Genomic DNA, 18,631 nt, shown 5'->3' with positions numbered 1-18,631 from the left:
AGGTTCACACTATGGTTCCCATCCTGCTGGTACTGCTTCTGGTTCTGATTCTCTTCGGTGCCGGATTCGCGCTGAAACTGCTCTGGTGGATCGCGCTCGCCGTACTCGTGATATGGCTTCTCGGATTCGTGATGCGCGGCACGACGGGCGCCGGCGGCAGGGGCCGCTGGTACAGGTGGTGACACCTCCACCGACCGGTGGCGGAATCAGTCGCGCGGCAGCAGCGGTCCCAGCGGCCCGAGGTCCAGGTTCAGGTCCTCGGGCCGCAGTCCGTAGCGGTCCCGCAGCTCGGCCATGCGGTCCTCCAGCAGCATCAGGGTGAGCCCGATGCGCTCCTCCTGCTGTTCGGTGAGGTCACCGGTGTCGAAGCGGCGCAGCGCCTGCCGTTCCATCAGCTGGCGCAGCAGCTCCACGACGGTCAGCACGAGCTTCACCAGGTCGCGCTCCACCGTGTCCGGTTCGAGGTCCAGCCGGTTGCGGTGTTCGCTCACGTCGACTCCCCCCAGGGTGCGGGCACTTGTGCGTTGACCGAGCTGATCAGCGCGTTGAGGTCGATGCGGACGAGGTCGACGTCCGCGATGCGCAGGGTGACGTCGCCGGTGATGACCACCCCGCCGGCCAGCAGCCGGTCGAGGAGGTCGACCAGGGCGACCTCACGGCGTTCGACGACGGTCACCGCTGCTCCCCCGCTTCCGCCGGCTCCGTCGGCTCCGTCGGCTCGGCCGGACCGGTGGTCGGCTCGGTGGTCGGCTCGGTGAAGGAATAGGCCGCCCAGGGTCCGGTGAGTTCCACCCGCATTTCGGGTGCCTCGTCCTTCGTGCGGTCGACGAGTTCCACGAATTCCTCGGAATCCGCGCGCGACACCAGATAAGCCGCGTTGAGCAGGTTCTGCCCGGACACTCCGGAAAGCGCCGCGTTCTGCGGAGGGTGCAGCCGGGAATCCTCGGCACGCCGGGAGAGCCGCTCGTGCAGAATGCGGGCGAATTCCTCGGCGGCCCGCCATTTCTCTTCGTGCGCACGCGTGCTCGTCCGCCGCTGCCGCAGGTAGTCCCGCCCGCTGGTGGGCCGGCCGGTGGGGGCGGGCGCCGGCTCGGGCGGGTCGGCGTAGAGCTTCACGCCCCACTCGACCCGCCCGTCCAGCCGGTCGAGGGTCCGCAGGAAGTCGGCCTCGCGGGCCTCCATCATGGTCCGCACGCCGCTGTCGTCCCGGAAGACCGTGGCCAGCCGGAGCGGCAGCGGCGTGGTGACCGTGGTGAGCGCGTCGATCACGCCCTGATGGGCACGGGCGGTCGCGGCCAGCCAGTCCAGGTCCTCCAGATGGTCCCGCAGCGGCTCCTCGGCGAAGTCGCCCTCCGGAACCGTACTGACGACGGCGACCAGGCCGTGGTGCCTGACCAGCCCCGGCGGGGCGCCCGCCACACCGGTGAGCTGGGCCTGCAGGGCCGCCGCGAACGGACGGCAGACGGCGTACACGTACCGGAGTCCGCCCTGTCCGGTCATCTGTCCTCCTCCTGGCGCTCGTGGCGCTGTCCGCGGCCGGCCTCCAGGGCCTCCAGGGCGGCCAGCCGCTCCCGCAGCTCGTGGTTCTCCCGGGTGAGCTGATCGCGCCGGGCGCGGGTGGACAGCTCGGGGTCGTGCTCCCACCAGTCGATGCCCATCTCCTTCGCCCGGTCGACGGAGGCGACGACCAGGCGGAGTTTGATGGTGAGCAGTTCGATGTCGAGCAGGTTGATCCTGATGTCACCAGCGATGACGATGCCCTTGTCCAGGACGCGCTCCAGAATGTCGGCGAGGTTGGCACCCCCGCCGTCCCGTCCGTAGGGCTCGGGCAGCCGGCCGGCCATCGTCATCGACGGCTCCGGGAACCGGCGTACTCTTCCTCGTCCTCCGGCTCCACCTCGTCCTCGGTCTCCTCCGTGTCGGTGTCCTCCGTGTCCTCGTACTCGCCCTCGGGCTCCTCCTCGCCCTCGGCCTCGTACTCCTCATCCTCCCCCTGCTCGGCGTCCTCCGCCTCGTCGTACGGCTCCTCGGCCTCGTCCTCGTACGCCTCGTCCTCCGGCGCCTCGTTCTCGGCCTCGTTCTCAACCTCGTTCTCGTCCTCGGCCCCGTTCTCGTCGCGGTCCTCGTTCTCCTCCTCCTCGGCCACCGCGTCCTCGTGGCTGCGGACGACCTCGCCGTCGCGGATCTCGCCGCGCCAGCCGTCGTCCACCTCTCCCTTGAGGGTGATGTGGCGGGCGTAGTGCTTGAGGTCGAGACGGGCCCGGCGGCCCGAGGCGCGCCAGACGTTGGCGGTCTTCTCGAAGAACCCGCTGGGGTAGTACTCGATCACCAGCAGCACCCGGGTGAGGTTGTCGTCGAGCCGGTGGAAGGTGACGACGCCCTTGTGGGTGCCCTTGGCGCCCTCAGTCGACCACTGGATGCGGTAGTCCGGGATCTGCTCGACGGTGCTGCCCTTCCAGCTGCGGCTGGACCACCAGATCTTTCCCTGCCAGTCCGACGAGGTGTCGTCGGACCGGCCGGCGCTCTTGACGCCCTTGGCGAAGGTGCTGAAGTCCTGGTAGCGGGTCCACTGGTCGTAGGCGGTGCGCACGGGCACGCCGACGTCGACCGACTCCATGATGACGGTCGGCTTCTGGCCGCTGCCCTTGCCCTTGCCCTTGCCCTTGCCGCCCCCCAGGTTCTTCACCTTGTCCATGACGGTGTCCTTGGCGTGGGTCAGGCCGAGCTCCAGCGCGGAGCGCACCGGGCCCTTGCCCTCGGCGACCTTGCGGCCGGCATCGAGTGCGAGCTTGCCGAAGCCGGGGCTGTTGCCCTCGGCGATGTCGTTGAGCTTCCCCGTGGCCTCGCCGAGCTTGTGCCCGGCGCCCACCAGCAGGCGTTCGGCCTGCGCGGCGAGGTACTCCTGCACCTCTGCCTTCAGGCGTTCCGCGGCCTCGGAGTGGGCCGCGTCCGTGAGCGGTCCGCTGTTCATCGGTCACCGCCTCCCTTCGGCCGGGCACGGCCGGCCGTCTTCTTGGCGACCGCCCGGCCCTGCGCGGCGGCCTTCTTCGCAGGCGCCTTCTTGGCGGGCGGCTTGGCGGAGGCCTTCTTCGCCGCCGGCTTCTCGGCCGCCTTCTTCGCGGGTGCCTTGCGGGCCGGCGCCTTCCGGCCGGGCCGCTCGTCACGCTCGTCCTCGGCCGCGTCACTGCCTGCCTCGTCGCTCCCGGTCCTCTCCTCCGGCTCCTCGTCCTCCTCCGGCTCCTCGTCGTCGTCCCGGCTGCCGCCGAGGCCGAGGTCGCCGGTGTCGGGCACGACACCGGCCAGCTGGTCGCGTACCTCGGCGGTACGGCCGTGCAGCCGGTCGGCGAGCGCGCCGATCTGGCGTTCGACCATGGCACCGGAGGCGGCCTTGCCGACCCCGCGCAGATCGTGGCGCAGCTGCTCCCCGATCTCCTTGAACTGCGGGTTGTCACGCAGCTGCTGGTTGGCCAGGTCGAGCACCGCCTTCGGGGTCAGGTTCAGCCGCTTGCCGGCCACCACCGACCCCACGGCGACGGCCATTTTCAGCTTCTTGGTCCGGCCCAGCAGGTATCCGGCCCCGATCGCGAGGCCCAGTCCCATGCGGTTCATGTATGCGTCCCATTGCCGGGCCCCGCGCCTTTGCGCAGGGCGATCTCCAGCCGGTCGAGAAGCTCGTCCTCGGCCCGGTCGAACTCCTCCTCGTCGATCTCGCCGGCTTCCAACCTCTCTTCCAGCCGGGCCAGTTCGGCCCGGACCGTGGCGGGGTCGTAGTAGATCCGCTCCGCCTCCTGCACCACCTGCTCGACGACCCAGGCGCTGCCGCGCACGGGCGCGAAGGGCAGTAGCAGCAGCTCCTTGATCAGTCCCATGGGTGCGAGCTCCTTCTGCTTCTTCCTACTTCTCGGCCGCGCCGGCCGTGCTGCCCGCCGGCTCGGCGGGCCCCGGTTCGACGAAGCTGTACGGCGGGAGCGGCCCGTTGACGCTCAGGTCCAGATGCGGATGGCTCTTGCGCAGCCGCTCGACGCCGGCCAGGAAGGTCTCGGCGGAGTGCCGGTCCAGGAGGAAGGAGAGGTTGACGATCCAGCCGGTGGAGTCGGGCCCCGCGCTGACGGCGGCCGCCTCGGGCTCCAGCGCCTGCCGCACCTCCGCCGCGTCCTCGACCTCCCGGGCCTTGACGGCGGCCGCCACCATCTCGCCGAGCTGCAGCTTGCTCTCGTAGCTCCCGCCGCCCGCCTTCCGGTTGGCCTCGGCCATGGCGCGCAGCTCGGGGCTCTCGGACATCACGCGGTGCAGCACGGCCTCTTCGACGTGGCTGGCCTTGACGTTGTACTCGACCCTGCCGTCGAGGGTGCGCAGCCGCTCCAGGTAGTGGTCGGCACGTTCGGCGAGGACCCCGGTGACGGCGTTGTCGTCCGGGGCGACGCTGCCGAACCGCATGGGCAGCACGCAGCCCCCGCCTCCGGCCTCCGCGAGGACGTTCTGGTGGGCGAGCAGGTCGCGGCGCTTGGGCCGGAGCCCTTCGGGGGCCTCACTGACGATGGCGGCCAGTTCACCCTCCGTGAGCACGCGCACCGGGCGCGGCGGGTCCCCGACCCCGCCCATACCGTCGGGCAGAGCGGAATGCGCGGCGGACGTGATGCCGTAGACGTACGTACTCACTCCTGTTCCTCCCTCTCCTTGCGACGCGCCGGGGCCGTCCTACGGGGACGTGGCCTGGACTCGGTCTCGCCCGAGTCCGAGTGCTCGTCGCGGGCCTGCTTGAAGGCGTCCGAGATCGTCTCGGCGGCGCCGGAGAGCGCGCCCTTCGACTTGCCCCGGGCGCCGGACTCGGTGACTTCGCCGACGATCTCCGGCAAGCCGGGGCTCTTGCGCGGTCCCGCCTCCAGGTCGAGCCGGTTGCAGGCCTCCGCGAAGCGCAGATAGGTGTCGACGCTGGCGACGACGACCCGTATGTCGATCTTCAGGATCTCGATGCCGACCAGGGAAACCCGCACGAACGCGTCGATGACGAGCCCCCTGTCGAGGACGAGTTCGAGCACGTCGTAGAGGCCACTGCTGCCGCCTCCGCCGGTCTGCTGTGCCGGAACAACGGTCATGCCTGTCCAACCTCTTCCATCTCGTGGGACCTGTCCGTGGGCACGGGCGGGCGGCCTAGCGGCCGCCGGGCCTGTGTGCGTCGGCGCGTCCGCGTTCGTAGCGGCTCACGCGCCGGTAGCCGGTGAGCTGTCCTTGCGGGTCGAGTTCGACCTGGTAGCTCGCCATCAGGCTCATGGTGTCGGGCACCCTGGGCAGTTCCAGGACTTCGACCTCCAACTCCCAGCCGTCCTCGGTCTGTTCGAAGGACGACACGGACTCGGCGGCCATACCGGTGAGCTCCGCGAGCTGGGCGCGGGCCTGGCGCAGCACCTCCATGGGGCTCGGCCGGTCCGGTGCCGTGTCGGGTCCGTCGTCACGTTTGCGTTCTTTGCGTGAATCCTGCGTCTGAGACGTGTCGTTTGTGTTCGTCATGGCCACCTCTTGGTTCGAGTGGCCGGAGGTCTCAGGATCAAACCTTCACAACCGGTCGGTGACGAAGTGTGGTCAGCCGGACCCGCCCCGCAACGCGTCGAGCCGCCGCCGGGCCGGCCCGAGCGCCCGGCCCCGGGCCGGAATGCCGGCCCAGGGCTTGGTGCGCGCCTGGTCGACTGCGTCGGCGATGGTCCAGCGGCGGGCGTCCAGGGCGGGATCGGCGAGCTGGTCCCAGGTGATCGGCACGGCGACGGGGGCGCCGGGCCTGGCCCGTACGGTGTAGGGGGCCACCGCGGTCTGGGCGTAGGCGTTGCGCCCCATGTCCAGGAAGAGCCGGTCGCCGCGGTCGGCCTTGCGGACGGCGGTGGTGAGCCGGTCGGGGTGCTCGGCGGCGAGCAGCCCGGCCAGGTCCCGGGCGAAGGCGCGGACCTCGTCGAAGGCGTCCCGGCCGGTCAGCGGTACGACGAGGTGGAGTCCCCGGGACCCGGTGGTCATCGGTGCCGGCGGCAGCCCTAGCCGGTCGAGCAGGTCACCGGCCCAGCCGGCGGCCTCCCGGACCGGGGCGAAGTCGTCTCCGGGCGGGTCCAGGTCGAGGACCAGCCGGTCGGGACAGTCGGGCGCGGTCGCGCGGGAGAGCCAGCGGTGCAGGGTGAGACAGGCCTGGTCGGCCAGGTGGACCAGGGTGGCGGTGTCGCCGCAGACCACATGGGTGACGGTCCCGCCTTCCTTGGCGACCTCGGCCCGCTCGATCCAGTCCGGATAGTGGTCCGGGGTGTTCTTCTGCATGAAGCGGGGCCCGTCGATACCGTCCGGGTACCGCTCCAGCATCAGCGGACGCCCGCGCAGGTGCGGCAGCAGGTACCGCGCGACGGACTTGTAGTAGTCGACGAGGTCGGCCTTGGTGTACTCCTTCGCGGCTTCGGCACCGCCCCCGTCGCCGGGGAAGAGCACCTTGTCGGGCCGGTGCACCAGCACCGTGCGGCGGCCCGCCCGTACCGGCCGTGCCTCGTCCCGGCTCATCGCACGACCGCCTCCTCGACCAGCAGCCGCCCGGCCGCCGCGATCGCGTCTGCGTCGATCCCGGCGGCGTGCAGCTGCTGGTCGGGGGCGGCCGAACCCGGCATGGTCCGCACCGCGAGCCGGACCAGCCGCGGCATGGGCCTGCCGTCGGCGAACGCCTCCGCGACCGCGTCGCCGAGCCCGCCCTCCTCGTGGTGGTCCTCGACGGTGAGCAGACAGCCGGTCTCCTCGGCGGCGACGCGGAGCGTCTGCCGGTCCACGGGCCTGACGGAGTACAGGTCGACGACCCGGATCCGGATGCCGTCCTCGGCGAGCGCGTCCGCGGCCTTCAGCGCCTCGTGCAGGGTGACCCCGGCGGCGACCACGGTCAGCCGGTCCTCCTCCGAGGAGCGCAGCACCTTGCTGCCGCCGACCGGGAACTCCTCGTCCGGGCCGTAGATCACCGGGCTCGCCCCGCGCGAGGTGCGCAGATAGCGGATGCCGTCGAGCCCGGCCATGGTGGCGACGAGCTTGGCGGTCTGGTTGGCGTCGCACGGGTAGAGCACGGTCGAGCCGTACACCGCGCGGAACATCGCCAGGTCCTCCAGGCCCATCTGGGAGGGCCCGTCCTGCCCGATGGCCACGCCCGCGTGCGAGCCGACCAGGTTGATCCCGCTGCCGCTGATCGAGGCCATGCGCACGAAGTCGTAGGCCCGGCTGAGGAAGGCGGCGAAGGTGGAGGCGTACGGCACCCAGCCGCGCGCGGCCATGCCGACGGCGCCGGCGACGAGTTGCTGTTCGGCGATGTAGAACTCGAAGTAGCGGTCGGGGTGTTCCTTGCCGAAGAGCTCGGTGCGGGTGGAGTCTCCGACCTCGCCGTCCAGCGCGACGACGTCGGCGCGGGCATGGCCGAGCGCGACGAGCGCCTTGCCGAAGGCGTCGCGGGTCGGAACCTTCTCTCCCTTTTCGTAGCGCGGGAGTTCGAGTGCGCCCGTGGGCACGGAGTGCAGGGCGCGGGCCGCCGGCGGCTCCTGCACGTGAACCCGCAGGTCCCGTACTCCGCCGAGTTCGGCGATGGCCTCCTCGGCGTCCGGCAGCGGCTTGCCGTGCATGCCCTCGCGGTCCTCGACGGCGGCGACGCCCCGGCCCTTGTGGGTACGGGCGAGGATCACGGTGGGCTGTCCGGCGGTGGACGCGGCCTCGCCGCAGGCCCGGTCGACGGCGTCCACGTCATGGCCGTCGATCTCCACGGTGTGCCAGCCGAAGGCCTGGAAGCGGCGGGCGTAGGCGTCGAGGTCGTGGCCGTGCCGGGTGGGGCCGCGCTGGCCGAGCCGGTTGACGTCCACGATCACGGTGAGGTTGTCGAGGTGCTCGTACCCGGCGTGCTCGGCGGCCTCCCACACGGAGCCCTCCGCCAGCTCGCTGTCCCCGCACAGCACCCAGACCCGGTAGCGGCCGTGTTCCAGCCGCTTCCCGGACAGCGCGATGCCGACCCCGACCGGCAGGCCCTGGCCGAGGGAGCCGGTGGCGGTCTCCACCCACGGCAGCCGGCGCGGGGTGGGGTGGCCCTCCAGATGGCTGCCGAGCTTGCGGAAGGTGAGCAGCTCGGCGTCGTCGAGGGCGCCGGCCGCCTTGTAGGCGGCGTACAGCAGCGGCGAGGCATGGCCCTTGGAGAGGATGAAGCGGTCGTTGCCGGGGTGGTCGGGCCGCTCGAAGTCGTAGCGCAGGTGGTGGGCGAGCAGGACCGCCATCAGATCGGCGGCGGACATCGACGAGGTCGGATGCCCGGACTCGGCGGCGGCCGACGCACGTACGCTGTCCACACGCAGCTGCTGGGCGAGCTCGACGAGTTCGGCGGTGTTCATGTGGCTCCTTCCGGGGGATGGTCGGTGACGGATACGGGGGCTTTCGGCAGCTCGGGCGAGGCCGTGTCCAAGGGCACCGACCAGGACCGGACGAGGCCCAGCTGAACGCCCTGGCGCGGCAGTACGGCGTCCAGCAGCCAGTCGGCGGCGACCCGGGCCCGGCCCGTGGGCATCGCCGCGAGGTGGTAGCCGCGGGTCACCAGCCCGGCGGGCGGCCCGGACAGCGACACCCCGAGCGGGTCGGCGGCGGCCTGGACGCCGCCGAGGTCGACGACGAATCCGAGGTCGCGGTGGCGATAGGGGCGCCGTCGCCGTCCGACGCCGAGCGAGGCGGCCACGTTCTCGCCGGCCACCCGGCCCTGTCGCCAGGCGTGCTGCGCGGTCATCGGCGTGAACGCGCCGGGATTGGCCAGGTCGGGCACGGCGGCCGCGTCCCCGCAAGCGAACACGTCGGCGCAGCCGGGCACTTGGAGGTACGGGTCGACGACCAGCCGCCCCTTCTCCAGCGGCTGGCCGGTGCCCTCCACGAGCGGGTCGGGCCGGACGCCCACGCACCACACGAGGGTCCGGGACGCGACGAACTCCCCGTCGGAGAGCAGCACCCCGTCCGGGGTGGCCTCTTTCACGGAGGTCCCCATCCGCACCTCGACCCCCCGCCGGCGCAGCACCCGGTCGGCCGTACGGGACAGCTTCTCGTCCATCCCCGGCAGTACCCGGGGCGCCACGTCCAGCAGCAGCCAGCGCGGCCGTACCCCCTCCGGCAGACGGTTGCGGCGGGCCAGCTCGGCGGTGAGCATCCGCATGTGGGCGGCGACCTCGGTCCCGGTGTACCCGGCGCCGACGACGACGAAGGTGCACCGGGCCGCGGCCAGAGCGGGATCGCCGGCCACGGCGGCCAGTTCGATCTGCCGGATCACATGGTCCCGCAGATAGAGCGCCTCGGGCAGCCCGCGGAACCCGTGCGCGTGCTCGGCGACACCCGGGATGGGCAACAGCTTGTTGACACTGCCGACGGTCAGCACCAGCCGCTCGTAGCCGAGACTGCCGCCGACGCCCTCGGGGTCGGTGTAGTGCACCCGCTGCCCGTCGAGATCGACGTGGTCCGCCTCCCCGAGCACCGTGCGCACCCCGCGAAGGGCACCGGGCAGCGGGAGGGCGATCCGCCGCGGATCGAGGATCCCGGCGGCGACCTGGGGCAGCAGGGGCAGATACAGGAAGTAGTCGGTGGGGTTGAGCAGGGTGATCTCGGCACGGCCCCGGGCAAGCCGCGCAAGCGTGCGAGCCGCGCGGTACCCGGCGAACCCGGCGCCGACGATCACGATCCGGGGTCGACGACTCACGGTGTGCCTCCGGCAGTACGACAGGGTCCAGGGCCTCCCACGTAACCGTAGGCAGGACTCCGAAACCCCGCGCGTCGAAGCGCCGCCGCGGCCCCGCGCCCCCGAAGGGGCGCGGGGCTGTCATCCATATGCGGCTGCCGCCGCGTGGGCGCGAGCAACCACCCACGGCCGGTGGGCGACCGCGCACCGCCACCGCGCTCTACGTCAACCCCGGTGATGAGGCGACTCCGGGTCCGTACCCGGCTCGACCGGCGGAGCCGCCGGCATGGGCGGATACGGCAACCCCATCCCGCTGGGCGGACTTCCGGGCGCCGTCCCCCCGACCACCCGGTGCGGAGCATGCGGCCGCTTCGGCCGCCCCGCCTCCCGCAGCCCGTAGGCGACCGCCCCCAGGATCACGGCGGTGACCAGCGCCGCGGCCCACGCCGGCAGCAGGATCGCCCACGCCAGCCCCACGGCCAGCGCCACCGCCGCCCCCGCGTAGAGGGCGACCGCGCCGGACGCGCCGTACAGCATGGCGGCCCGCCGCCGCTTCCGGCCCTGCTCGCGCAGCTCCTCCCGCACGGTTTCGCGCGCGACCTGTGCCAGCTCGTCGACGAGACCCTTGTCCAGATGTTCGAGATGATCCAGGTGTTCCATACCCGTGCGGGTACCCGGCCCGGAAATCCCGTAACAGGGGATCACCGGAGGTGACGCCATCCCGGCCCACGGCAACTAGGCTCGTGCGCATGGAGATTCTGGGCGCCTCCCTGCGCATCTGCGTCGACGACCTCGATACCGCGATCCCCTTCTACGAACGCCTCTCCGGCGGCAGAGCACTCCGGTTCGAACGCGGTGGCGTCCAGGTCGCCGCGATCGGCTCCTTCCTCCTGATGAGCGGCCCGGAGTCGGAGCTGGAGGTGCTGCGCAAGGTGACGGCGACGATCGCGGTGAAGGACGTCGACGAGGCCCACCGGCTGCTCGACGGCCTCGGCGCCCACATCCTCGCGGGGCCGGTGCCCACCCCCGTCGGCCACAACCTGCTCGCGATGCACCCGGACGGCTCGATCTTCGAGTACGTCGACCAGAACCACGACTGATCAGAGGCTCTGCGGCCGCATCCGGAAGTCGTACCGCGCCGGCAGCGGCTCGTCACCCCCGAGCCGCGCCCACAGCCGGCCGAGCGCCTCCGACCCCTCCCGCAGGTCGGCGACCTCGAACCCGGCGTCGAACACGGCCCGGGCCGCCGTCGGCCGCCCCTCCGCGAGCAGCAGCTCCGCCTCCAGGAGACGGAAGCGGCCGCGCTCCCGGGTCGCGGGCAGCAGGGCCTCCCACAGGGCCCGGGCGTCCGCGACCCGCCATACCCGCAGCAGTGCCTCGATGGCCTCGCGGCCCAGCGCCGCGCAGGCCGCGGTCCACGCCTCACCGTCGTCGCGGCGTTCCCGGCACAGGTCGTCGAAGGCGTCGGCGTACCGTTCGGCGGCCCGCTCGTGGTGCCCGGCCTCCTGGTCGGCGACGGCGAGACAGCGCAGCAGCGGCCAGAGCGACGGGGCGAGCGGGAGGGCGCGCTCCCAGCTGCGGACGGCCTGGGCTCGGTCGCCGGCATGCCACTGGGCGACGCCGAGGTGGTACTCGGTGTGCGGGGTGGCGGGGGCGGTCTCCAGCATGTCCCGCCAGTGCGGGGCGACCAGGGTCGGCCCGGGCGGCCGTACCCGACGGGGTTCGGGCAGGGTGCCGGTGCGCAGCAGCTCCCGCCAGGGAGCCTGTTCCTCGGTCAGCGTCGACTCGGCGAACGGCGTGCCGGGCAGCTTCCGGTCGGTGCGCAGCACTTCGAGGGCGCCCCAGCCGGAGCCGGTGGCCAGGGGTTCGCCGGGTTCGGTGTCGGCGTACGGTTTCCAGGCGGCGTGGGCGGCGTCGAACTCGGCGCGTGGCAGAGCCAGTTCCAGTCGTTCCGCGACGTCGTGCGGTGCTGCCGGCAGTGGGCCGTAGGCCTCCAGCCAGGAGATCTCGCTCTCCGCGTCGAGGCGGACGTGTTCCAGCTGGGTGCGGGCCAGTCCGGCCTGGATCTCGCGGTAGCCGCCGGTGCCGGAGCCACCGAGCCACTCCTGCCAGCGCCGGCCGCCGGGTCCCGAGCCCCACACGAACTGTTTCCGGCCGCGCAGTTCGTCGGTGGAGGCCTGCACCAGGCCGTGGCCGTCGGCGTCGAGCGCGGCGATCCAGCGGCGCCGCCCGTCGGGGATGTCGTAGAACCAGTCGGTGGCGTACCGAGGTGGGGCGCCGTGCGCCGATGCGGGCACCCGGTGCAGTCGGCGCTCAGGCCCGAACTCCCAGGCCTGTTCGGCCGGGACGACGACTCGGCGGTCCTCGGGCACGGCCGTGTTGGACCACCAGTAGACCGGCACGGGGTGTTCGTGCGGGTTGCGGACGCGGACGCCGACGTACAGGAAGTCGGAGCCGTCCGGCAGCCACAGGTCGATCTGGAAGGGCAGGTCGCGCAGCCGCTCCCACTCCCACAGCCGGAGCATCTCTCCACCGTCGGGGGCGGGAACGCGGGCCGCGTGCAGCGGGGCACAGGAGAGGGTGGTGCGGCCGGTGGCACCGATGTTCCACTCGATGCCGCCGGCGTACCAGGCGCCGTTGAGGGCGAGGTTGGCGGGCTGGAACACCGGGTTGCGGTACAGGAGTTCACGGCCGGTGCGCAGGTGGACGAGGGAGACGACGCGGCCGCCGAGACCGGGCAGCACGGTGGCGCGCAGCCGGTCGTTCTCGATCACCAGGGCGTCGAGGTCACGGATCGGGCGCGCTCTGCCGTATCCGTCGCGGATCCGTACCGGAAGAAGGCCGCGCAGCGGTTCGTAGCCGAGCTGCCGGGCCATGTCGCGCGGCAGGTCCTCCCGGTCACGCTCGTCGACGCGGTGCTCCCCCACCGCCTGAAGGGCGTGGACGGTGCCCCCGCCTTCGAGGGGGCGGAGCGGCGGCAGCGGGTTGTCCGGGCCCAACTCCGCCGCGGGCAGGGTCAGTACCTCACGTCGGATCCTCGTCACGATCACCATGGAACCCGGCACCGGGTGAGCTGACCAGGGGAGCCGCCGGTCAGGATTGCGCAAAGGTCAGCCGGCCGTGCGCATCTCCGCCGTGATCGCCCAGCGTTCGTGGTCCCGCCAGGCGCCGTCGATGTAGATCATGTTCGGCGAGAATCCCTCCAGGCGGAACCCGGCACCGCGCGCGAGCGCGATGGACGCGGCGTTGCCGGGCTGCGCGTTGATCTCCAGCCGGTGCAGCCGCATGGGCCCGAAGGCGTAGTCCACGACGAGGCCCATCGCCTCCCGCATCAGCCCCCGCCCGGCCGCGTGCGCGAACACGCCGTAACCGAGCGCACCGCACTGGAAGCCGCCCTCGACGATGTTGTTGATGTTGATGAATCCTGCGATCGCCCCGCCGTGCTCCCCGCCCTCCTTCTCGCCCTCCTTCTCGCACACCAGGAAACCGGCCTTGCTGCGGTCCTCGATCAGCCGTCCCGCGTAGCCGGCGTAGGCCGCGTCCGTGGTGGGCGGGAAGAGCCAGGGCTGGTGGAGGTCCTTGCTCTCCCGGGCACGGGCGATGAACTCGGCGCCGTCCTCGTAGGTGAAGTGGCGGATGCCCACGCGGGGGCCCTCGGCGAGGTAGCGGGAAGCGGTGTGCGGCATCCCGTCACCCTATGCGGAGGCGCCGGTGCCGGACATCGGTTCTCAGCACAGCGCCGGCTCCAGCAGGGTCAGGGTGCCCGCGTCCGCGTCCAGCTCGGCGGGGACCCCGAGCGGGATGGTCAGGGCCGCCTCGCAGTGCCCGAAGCCGAACTCCTCCAGCACCGGCACGCCCAGCCCGCCCAGCCGGTCGAGGAGCATCGGCCGTACCTCCTCGTAGGGCCCGCACCGGTCCCAGGAGCCGAGCAGGATGCCGGCGACGCCGTCGAGCCAGCCGGCCCGCAGCAGCTGGGTGATGCTCCGGTCGAGGCTGTACGGCCGCTCGCCGACGTCCTCCAGGACGAGCAGTCCGCCGCGGGCTCCGGTGTGGGTGTGCGGGGTGCCGAGGCCGGCCGCGAGCAGCCGCAGGCAGCCGCCGACGGTGACGCCCCTGGCTCGGCCGCCCACCAGCGTGGCGCCCCGGGAGGGGATGGTGCGGACCGTCTCCGGGGCGAAGAGGGTGGCCCGCAGATGGTCCTGTGCCTCGGCGCTCTTGACGAAGTCGGCGCCGGCGGCCACCGGCCCGTACAGGGTGGCCAGCCCGAGCCGGGCGGCGAACGCCTCGTGCAGCACGGTCGCGTCGCTGAAGCCGACGAACGCCTTCGGCCCGGCCGCCCGCATCGCCTCCCAGTCGAGCAGGTCGACCAGGCGCTGTGCGCCGTAGCCGCCGCGCGCGCAGAGCACGGCGGACACGGACGGGTCGCACCAGGCCTGCTGGAGGTCGGCCGCGCGGTCCGCGTCGGAGCCCGCGAGGTACCCCAGCTCACCGTCGGTGGCGAGCACATGGGGCGCCACGACCGGGTCGAGGTCCCAGCCTCGCAGGATGTCCAGGCCCGCCTGGAGCCGCTCCTCGACCACCGGCCCGCTCGGCGCCACGACCGCGACCCGTGCCCCGGCGGCGAGCCTCGGCGGCCTCGCGAGTCCGGCCACCGAGGCCACCCGGGTCACGGCGGTCACTGCGGTCGCAGAGATCTCAGAGTTCTCAGAGGTCGCTCCGGTCACGTCGCTCACTTCACCAGCTTCAGCTCGGGGATGCCGGGCACATCCAGCCCGAACACCTGAGCGTAAAGGGCGAGCTCGGACTCCAGGGCGCGGACCAGCGTCTCGGCACGCCGGAAGCCGTGGCCCTCGCCCGCGAAGGTGAGGTAGGCGTGCGGCACCGGGCGGCCGTCGAGCCGGGCGAGGAAGCGTTCGCACTGCGCGGGCGGGCAGATCACGTCGTCCAGTCCCTGGAGCAGCAGGAAGGGCGCGGTGAGCCGGTCGGCGTGCTCGCTGGGCGACCGCTCGACGTACCGCTCGGGCACCTCGGCCAGCGGGCCGATCAGGGATTCCAGGTACTGGGACTCGAAGTCGTGGGTCTCCCCCGCGCCCCAGCTGGTGAGGTCGAGGACGGGGTAGGAGATGGTGCCGCAGGCGTAGACGTCGGTGCCGGTCAGGGAGGCGGCGGCGGTCCAGCCGCCGGCGCTGCCGCCGCGGATCGCGAGCCGGGCGCGGTCGGCGGTGCCCTCCGCGGCCAGGGCGAGCGCGACGGCCGCGCAGTCCTCGACGTCCACCACGCCCCACTGCTCGCGCAGCCGCTCCCGGTACGCGCGCCCGTATCCGGTGGAGCCGCCGTAGTTGACCTCGGCGACGCCGATGCCCCGGGAGGTGAAGTAGGCGATCGCGAGGTCGAGGACGAGCGGTGTCCTGCTGGTGGGGCCGCCGTGCGCCCAGACGACGTACGGCGGCAGCTCGCCCTCGGGGGCGGTGTGGCCGGGGTGGTGGGGCGGGTACACGTGGGCGTGCACCTCGCGGCCGCCGGGGCCGGCGAAGGTGCGGACCTGCGGCTCCGGGTAGTAAGCCGGGTCGACCGGGTCCTGGTGCGGGGTGCCGACGACCCGGGTGCGGCCGGAGGCGATGTCGAGTTCGACGACCTCGTGGGCGGTGCGCGGTCCGGCGCCGACCGCGAGGACGCGGGTGCCGTGCACGGCGAGGGTGGCGGAGAACTCGGTCCACGGTCCGACGGCGTCGGCGATGTCGCCCGTTTCCGGGTCGAGTATCCCGAGGGCCATCGCCCCGCGGCCGTGCAGGACGGCGACCAGCCCGTTGTCGAGCGGCGCGAACCAGTTCTGGCCGAGCCGCCAGAGCGGCCCCGCGAACTCCTCCTCGCGTGGACACAGCGGTTCGTCGTCGCGGTACAGGTTCCACCAGCCACCGCGGTCGCTCGTGTACAGCAGCCGGTCGTCCGCGGACCACTCCACCTGCGCGACGGCCTCCGCGGGACCGCCGGCCACGGTGCGTACCGCGTGCAGGACGCCGTCCGCGCCGACCTCGCCGACCAGCAGTTCCGTGCCGTCCCACGGCATCCGCGGATGGTCCCAGGCGAGCCAGGCGGCCCGGCGCCCGTCGTGCGTCAGGCGCGGCCCGGTGACGAACCGGTGGCTGCCGTCGGTGAGTTCGCGTACGGCGGTCCGGTCGTCGGCGGCCGAGCCGTCCAGCGGTACGGCGGCGAGCACCCGCCGTACGTCGGTGGGCGAGTCTCCGGTGAACTCCTCAAGGACACACCAGACTTCGCCGCGGTCGAGCAGCAACTGCGGGTCTGCCCACCGGGGTCCGGGCGGGGTCAGCGGCCGGGGCGCCTCGCCGGGCTGGTACCGGTACAGCCGCTGGTCGTCGAAGTGGACGAAGACCAACAGTGGTTGACCGCCGCCGTCGGGAACGGCACCCGCCCACGGCCGTCCGCCGTACTCGATGACCCGGCTGCGGACGTTCCACGGCGCGGGCAGCACGGACTCGCCGGTGGAGCCGCGTACCAGGGTCCTGCGGCCCCCCTCCGCCGGCCGGGGTTCGGTCCACCAGGGCTCGTCGCCGACGAAGCCCACCCACTCGGCGAAGCCGTCGTGCGCCGCGGCCAGGGCCGCGTCGACGGGTGAGGGCCACGAGCCGTACGCCTTGGTCTCCACGTGCTCTCCTACTCTCCTATGCCGTGCGCAGGAAGCGGTCCAGGACCTGGACGCCGAAGTGCAGGGCCTCGACGGGGACGCGTTCGTCGACGCCGTGGAACAGGGCCTGGTAGTCCAGGTCCTCCGGGAGCTTGAGCGGGGCGAAACCGTAGCCGGTGATGCCGAGCCGGGAGAACTGCTTGGCGTCGGTGCCGCCCGACATGCAGTACGGCACCACGTGCCCGTCGGGGGCGAACTCCTCGACGGCGGCACGCATCCGGGCGTACGTCGGCGAGTCCAGCGGTGCCTGGAGGGCGACCTCGCGGTGGTGGAACTCCCAGTCGACGTCGGGGCCGGTGAGGTGGTCGAGGGTGGCGCGGAACTCGTCCTCGGTGCCGTACAGATAACGTCCGTCGACGAAGGCGACGGCCTCGCCGGGAATGACGTTGATCTTGTAACCGGCGTTCAGCATGGTCGGGTTGGCGCTGTTGCGGACGGTGGCCTCGACCAGCCTGGCGGCCGGGCCGAGCTTGTCGAGGAGGACGTCGACCTGGGTGAGGTCGGGTTCGATGCCGTAGAGGACGGCGAGTTCGGTCAGGGCGGCGCTGACCGTGGGAGTGAGCCGGAGCGGCCACTGGTGTTCGCCGATGCGGGTGACGGCGGCGGCGAGGCGGGTGACCGCGTTCTCCTTGTTGACCTTGGAGCCGTGTCCGGCCCGGCCGCGCGCGGTGAGCTTGAGCCAGGCCGTGCCGCGCTCACCGGCGGCGACGGGGTAGAGGTGCCGGCCGGTGCCGTCGTGGAAGGTGAAGGCGCCCGACTCGCCGACGCCCTCGGTGCAGCCCTCGAACAGCTCGGGGTGGTGGTCGGCGAGGAACCCGGAACCGTCCTCGGCGCTGGCCTCCTCGTCGGCGGTGAAGGCGACGACGATGTCCCGACGCGGCCGCACCCCCTCCCGGGCCCAGCCCCGCACCACCGCGAGGATCATCGCGTCCATGTTCTTCATGTCGACGGCACCCCGCCCCCACACGATGCCGTCGCGGATCTCCCCGGCGAACGGGTCGACGCTCCAGTCGGCGGCCTGGGCGGGTACGACGTCGAGGTGGCCGTGGACCAGGAGCGCGTCCGCGGTCGCGTCCGTCCCCTCGATGCGGGCGACGACGTTGGTGCGCCCCGCGGTCCGTTCGAGCAGGATCGGCTCCAGACCCGCTCCGGCGAGCCGCTCGGCCGCGTACTCGGCGGCGGGCCGCTCCCGGCAGTCGCCGCCGCCGAAGTTGCTGGTGTCGATCCGGATCAGCTCGGAGGTGAACCGGACGACCTCGTCCAGTGCCTGCTGGTCAGCCATACTGCTCCTCCACCGCGGCGGAGACGATCGTGGTGACCGCCTTGAAGGTACGGATGCCGTCGTACATGCTGCCTTCGGTGTACGCCACCTTCCGCTCGCCGACCCGGTCCACGCCGGGGACGACGGTGGCGGCCAGGGCGAGGTGCTCGGCGTCGAACTCCAGGGCGATGGTGAACGGCCCACCGGTCACGGGCTCGTGCCGTACCGCGAGCCGGGCCGCCTCCTTGGCTGCGGCGCGGATGTCGGCGGCGGTCCGCGCGGGCGTCCGGCAGACGGCCGCATACCTCGACACGTGGTCCTTGACGGCGACCTTGAGCGCCTCGGGCGCGTAGCCGAGGGCGTCCTCGCAGGCCAGGTCGTCGCCGGTGACGAGGACGACGGGGACGCCGTACTCGGCGACGACGTGCGCGTTGAGCAGACCCTCACTGGCGCGGACGTCGTTCAGCCAGACGCCGGTGATGGAGTTGGCGAGGTAGGTGTGGGCGAGGACGCCCTCCATGCCGGCGCCGGTGTGGTAGCCGACGAAGGCGACACCGTCGACGTCGCCGTGCTGGACGCCCTCGACCATGGAGAGCGACTTGTGGCGGCCGGTCAGCATCTCGGCGCGGTCGTCGAGCTGCTCCAGGAGCAGGTTGCGCATGCTCCAGTGGGCCTCGTTGATGAGGACCTCGTCGGCGCCGCCGTCGTGGAAGCCGAGGACGGCGGCGTTGACGTCGGAGGTGAACATCGGCCGGCACCGCTCCCACTGCGGCGTGCCCGGCAGCACGTCGCCGGGCCAGGTCACCCCGGTGGCGCCCTCCATGTCGGCGCTGATGAGGATCTTCATACCGCTTCACGTTACGCGTCGGGGGGAGAACTTCCTACGAGGCCGAGTCATCGGCGTCCGGCGAAGCGGCCGACGTCGACAGCGTCAGGACGAGGATGCCGACACCTGTGACGGCGAGACCGCCGGCCA

At 72.5% G+C, this 18,631-nt stretch carries 22 protein-coding genes; 2 read left to right on the top strand and 20 right to left on the bottom strand.

From position 1 onward, the window contains the following. Window positions 1–11 precede the first annotated feature (11 nt). Window positions 12–182: a hydrophobic protein gene (locus OHB00_RS41725; protein WP_406442907.1), complete on the top strand. Its 171-nt coding sequence runs from the start codon at window positions 12–14 to the stop codon at window positions 180–182. Between the two features lie 24 nt (window positions 183–206). Here OHB00_RS41725 and OHB00_RS41720 read toward each other — a convergent pair whose 3' ends face one another. The 14 genes from OHB00_RS41720 to OHB00_RS41655 all read right to left on the bottom strand — a co-directional run bounded on the left by OHB00_RS41720 (window position 207) and on the right by OHB00_RS41655 (window position 10,351). Further along, window positions 207–491, bottom strand: a complete 285-nt coding sequence (locus OHB00_RS41720; RefSeq protein ID WP_093498107.1) for a gas vesicle protein K — start codon at window positions 489–491, stop codon at window positions 207–209. Beyond that, on the bottom strand, window positions 488–676 hold the full coding sequence (locus tag OHB00_RS41715) for a gas vesicle protein (protein WP_406442906.1): 189 nt from the start codon (window positions 674–676) through the stop codon (window positions 488–490). The genes OHB00_RS41720 and OHB00_RS41715 overlap by 4 nt, the downstream gene beginning before the upstream one ends. Beyond that, window positions 673–1,500, bottom strand: coding sequence for a GvpL/GvpF family gas vesicle protein (locus OHB00_RS41710; protein ID WP_406442904.1), 828 nt, complete (start codon window positions 1,498–1,500; stop codon window positions 673–675). Before OHB00_RS41710 ends, OHB00_RS41715 begins: the two co-directional genes overlap by 4 nt. Further along, window positions 1,497–1,850, bottom strand: coding sequence for a gas vesicle protein (locus tag OHB00_RS41705; protein ID WP_406442903.1), 354 nt, complete (start codon window positions 1,848–1,850; stop codon window positions 1,497–1,499). The genes OHB00_RS41710 and OHB00_RS41705 overlap by 4 nt, the downstream gene beginning before the upstream one ends. Then, entirely contained in the window at window positions 1,847–2,971 is a 1,125-nt protein-coding gene (locus tag OHB00_RS41700) for an SRPBCC family protein (RefSeq protein WP_406442901.1), read from the bottom strand. The genes OHB00_RS41705 and OHB00_RS41700 overlap by 4 nt, the downstream gene beginning before the upstream one ends. Continuing rightward, on the bottom strand, window positions 2,968–3,609 hold the full coding sequence (locus OHB00_RS41695; protein WP_406442899.1) for a DNA primase: 642 nt from the start codon (window positions 3,607–3,609) through the stop codon (window positions 2,968–2,970). Before OHB00_RS41695 ends, OHB00_RS41700 begins: the two co-directional genes overlap by 4 nt. After that, window positions 3,606–3,869, bottom strand: a complete 264-nt coding sequence (locus OHB00_RS41690; RefSeq protein ID WP_406442898.1) for a gas vesicle protein GvpG — start codon at window positions 3,867–3,869, stop codon at window positions 3,606–3,608. The genes OHB00_RS41695 and OHB00_RS41690 overlap by 4 nt, the downstream gene beginning before the upstream one ends. 25 nt (window positions 3,870–3,894) lie before the next feature. Next, window positions 3,895–4,659 carry a GvpL/GvpF family gas vesicle protein gene (locus OHB00_RS41685; RefSeq protein ID WP_406442896.1) on the bottom strand — a complete coding sequence of 255 codons (765 nt, stop codon included), beginning with the start codon at window positions 4,657–4,659 and terminating at the stop codon, window positions 3,895–3,897. After that, window positions 4,656–5,096: a gas vesicle structural protein GvpA gene (locus OHB00_RS41680; protein WP_406442894.1), complete on the bottom strand. Its 441-nt coding sequence runs from the start codon at window positions 5,094–5,096 to the stop codon at window positions 4,656–4,658. Before OHB00_RS41680 ends, OHB00_RS41685 begins: the two co-directional genes overlap by 4 nt. Before the next feature lie 55 nt (window positions 5,097–5,151). Next, complete coding sequence (locus OHB00_RS41675) at window positions 5,152–5,508, bottom strand: gas vesicle protein (protein WP_293994520.1); 357 nt, start codon at window positions 5,506–5,508, stop codon at window positions 5,152–5,154. 72 nt (window positions 5,509–5,580) lie between these two features. Next, window positions 5,581–6,528 carry a non-homologous end-joining DNA ligase gene (gene ligD / locus OHB00_RS41670; RefSeq protein ID WP_406442893.1) on the bottom strand — a complete coding sequence of 316 codons (948 nt, stop codon included), beginning with the start codon at window positions 6,526–6,528 and terminating at the stop codon, window positions 5,581–5,583. Further along, a complete protein-coding gene (locus OHB00_RS41665) occupies window positions 6,525–8,372 on the bottom strand; it encodes a transketolase (RefSeq protein WP_406442891.1) in 1,848 nt (615 codons plus the stop codon). Before OHB00_RS41665 ends, ligD begins: the two co-directional genes overlap by 4 nt. Then, the gene (locus OHB00_RS41660) at window positions 8,369–9,712 is read right to left on the bottom strand and encodes an NAD(P)/FAD-dependent oxidoreductase (protein WP_406442889.1); all 1,344 of its coding nucleotides are present in this window, start codon (window positions 9,710–9,712) and stop codon (window positions 8,369–8,371) included. Before OHB00_RS41660 ends, OHB00_RS41665 begins: the two co-directional genes overlap by 4 nt. A 204-nt stretch (window positions 9,713–9,916) precedes the next feature. Beyond that, complete coding sequence (locus OHB00_RS41655) at window positions 9,917–10,351, bottom strand: phage holin family protein (RefSeq protein WP_406442887.1); 435 nt, start codon at window positions 10,349–10,351, stop codon at window positions 9,917–9,919. An 89-nt stretch (window positions 10,352–10,440) separates the two neighbouring features. Between OHB00_RS41655 and OHB00_RS41650 the strand changes: the two genes are divergently transcribed. Next, window positions 10,441–10,791 carry a VOC family protein gene (locus tag OHB00_RS41650; protein WP_406442886.1) on the top strand — a complete coding sequence of 117 codons (351 nt, stop codon included), beginning with the start codon at window positions 10,441–10,443 and terminating at the stop codon, window positions 10,789–10,791. Here the strand turns inward: OHB00_RS41650 and OHB00_RS41645 are convergent, their stop codons facing one another. From OHB00_RS41645 to OHB00_RS41620, 6 genes are all read right to left on the bottom strand, one after another. Continuing rightward, window positions 10,792–12,744: a DUF5107 domain-containing protein gene (locus OHB00_RS41645; protein WP_406442884.1), complete on the bottom strand. Its 1,953-nt coding sequence runs from the start codon at window positions 12,742–12,744 to the stop codon at window positions 10,792–10,794. 57 nt (window positions 12,745–12,801) lie between these two features. Then, window positions 12,802–13,377: a GNAT family N-acetyltransferase gene (locus tag OHB00_RS41640; RefSeq protein ID WP_406442882.1), complete on the bottom strand. Its 576-nt coding sequence runs from the start codon at window positions 13,375–13,377 to the stop codon at window positions 12,802–12,804. 42 nt (window positions 13,378–13,419) lie between these two features. Next, window positions 13,420–14,343, bottom strand: a complete 924-nt coding sequence (locus OHB00_RS41635; RefSeq protein WP_406446203.1) for an LD-carboxypeptidase — start codon at window positions 14,341–14,343, stop codon at window positions 13,420–13,422. 77 nt (window positions 14,344–14,420) lie between these two features. Then, a complete protein-coding gene (locus tag OHB00_RS41630) occupies window positions 14,421–16,355 on the bottom strand; it encodes a prolyl oligopeptidase family serine peptidase (RefSeq protein ID WP_406442880.1) in 1,935 nt (644 codons plus the stop codon). 16 nt (window positions 16,356–16,371) lie between these two features. After that, window positions 16,372–17,676, bottom strand: coding sequence for a M20/M25/M40 family metallo-hydrolase (locus OHB00_RS41625; RefSeq protein ID WP_406442878.1), 1,305 nt, complete (start codon window positions 17,674–17,676; stop codon window positions 16,372–16,374). Then, window positions 17,669–18,502 carry a M55 family metallopeptidase gene (locus OHB00_RS41620; RefSeq protein WP_406442876.1) on the bottom strand — a complete coding sequence of 278 codons (834 nt, stop codon included), beginning with the start codon at window positions 18,500–18,502 and terminating at the stop codon, window positions 17,669–17,671. Before OHB00_RS41620 ends, OHB00_RS41625 begins: the two co-directional genes overlap by 8 nt. Window positions 18,503–18,631 lie beyond the last annotated feature (129 nt).

It is taken from the genome of Streptomyces sp. NBC_00631 (assembly GCF_045206895.1).
Lineage (GTDB): Bacteria > Actinomycetota > Actinomycetes > Streptomycetales > Streptomycetaceae > Streptomyces.
The sequence above is the reverse complement of the archived record's forward strand: the minus strand, read 5'-3'. Positions and strand labels throughout refer to the sequence as shown.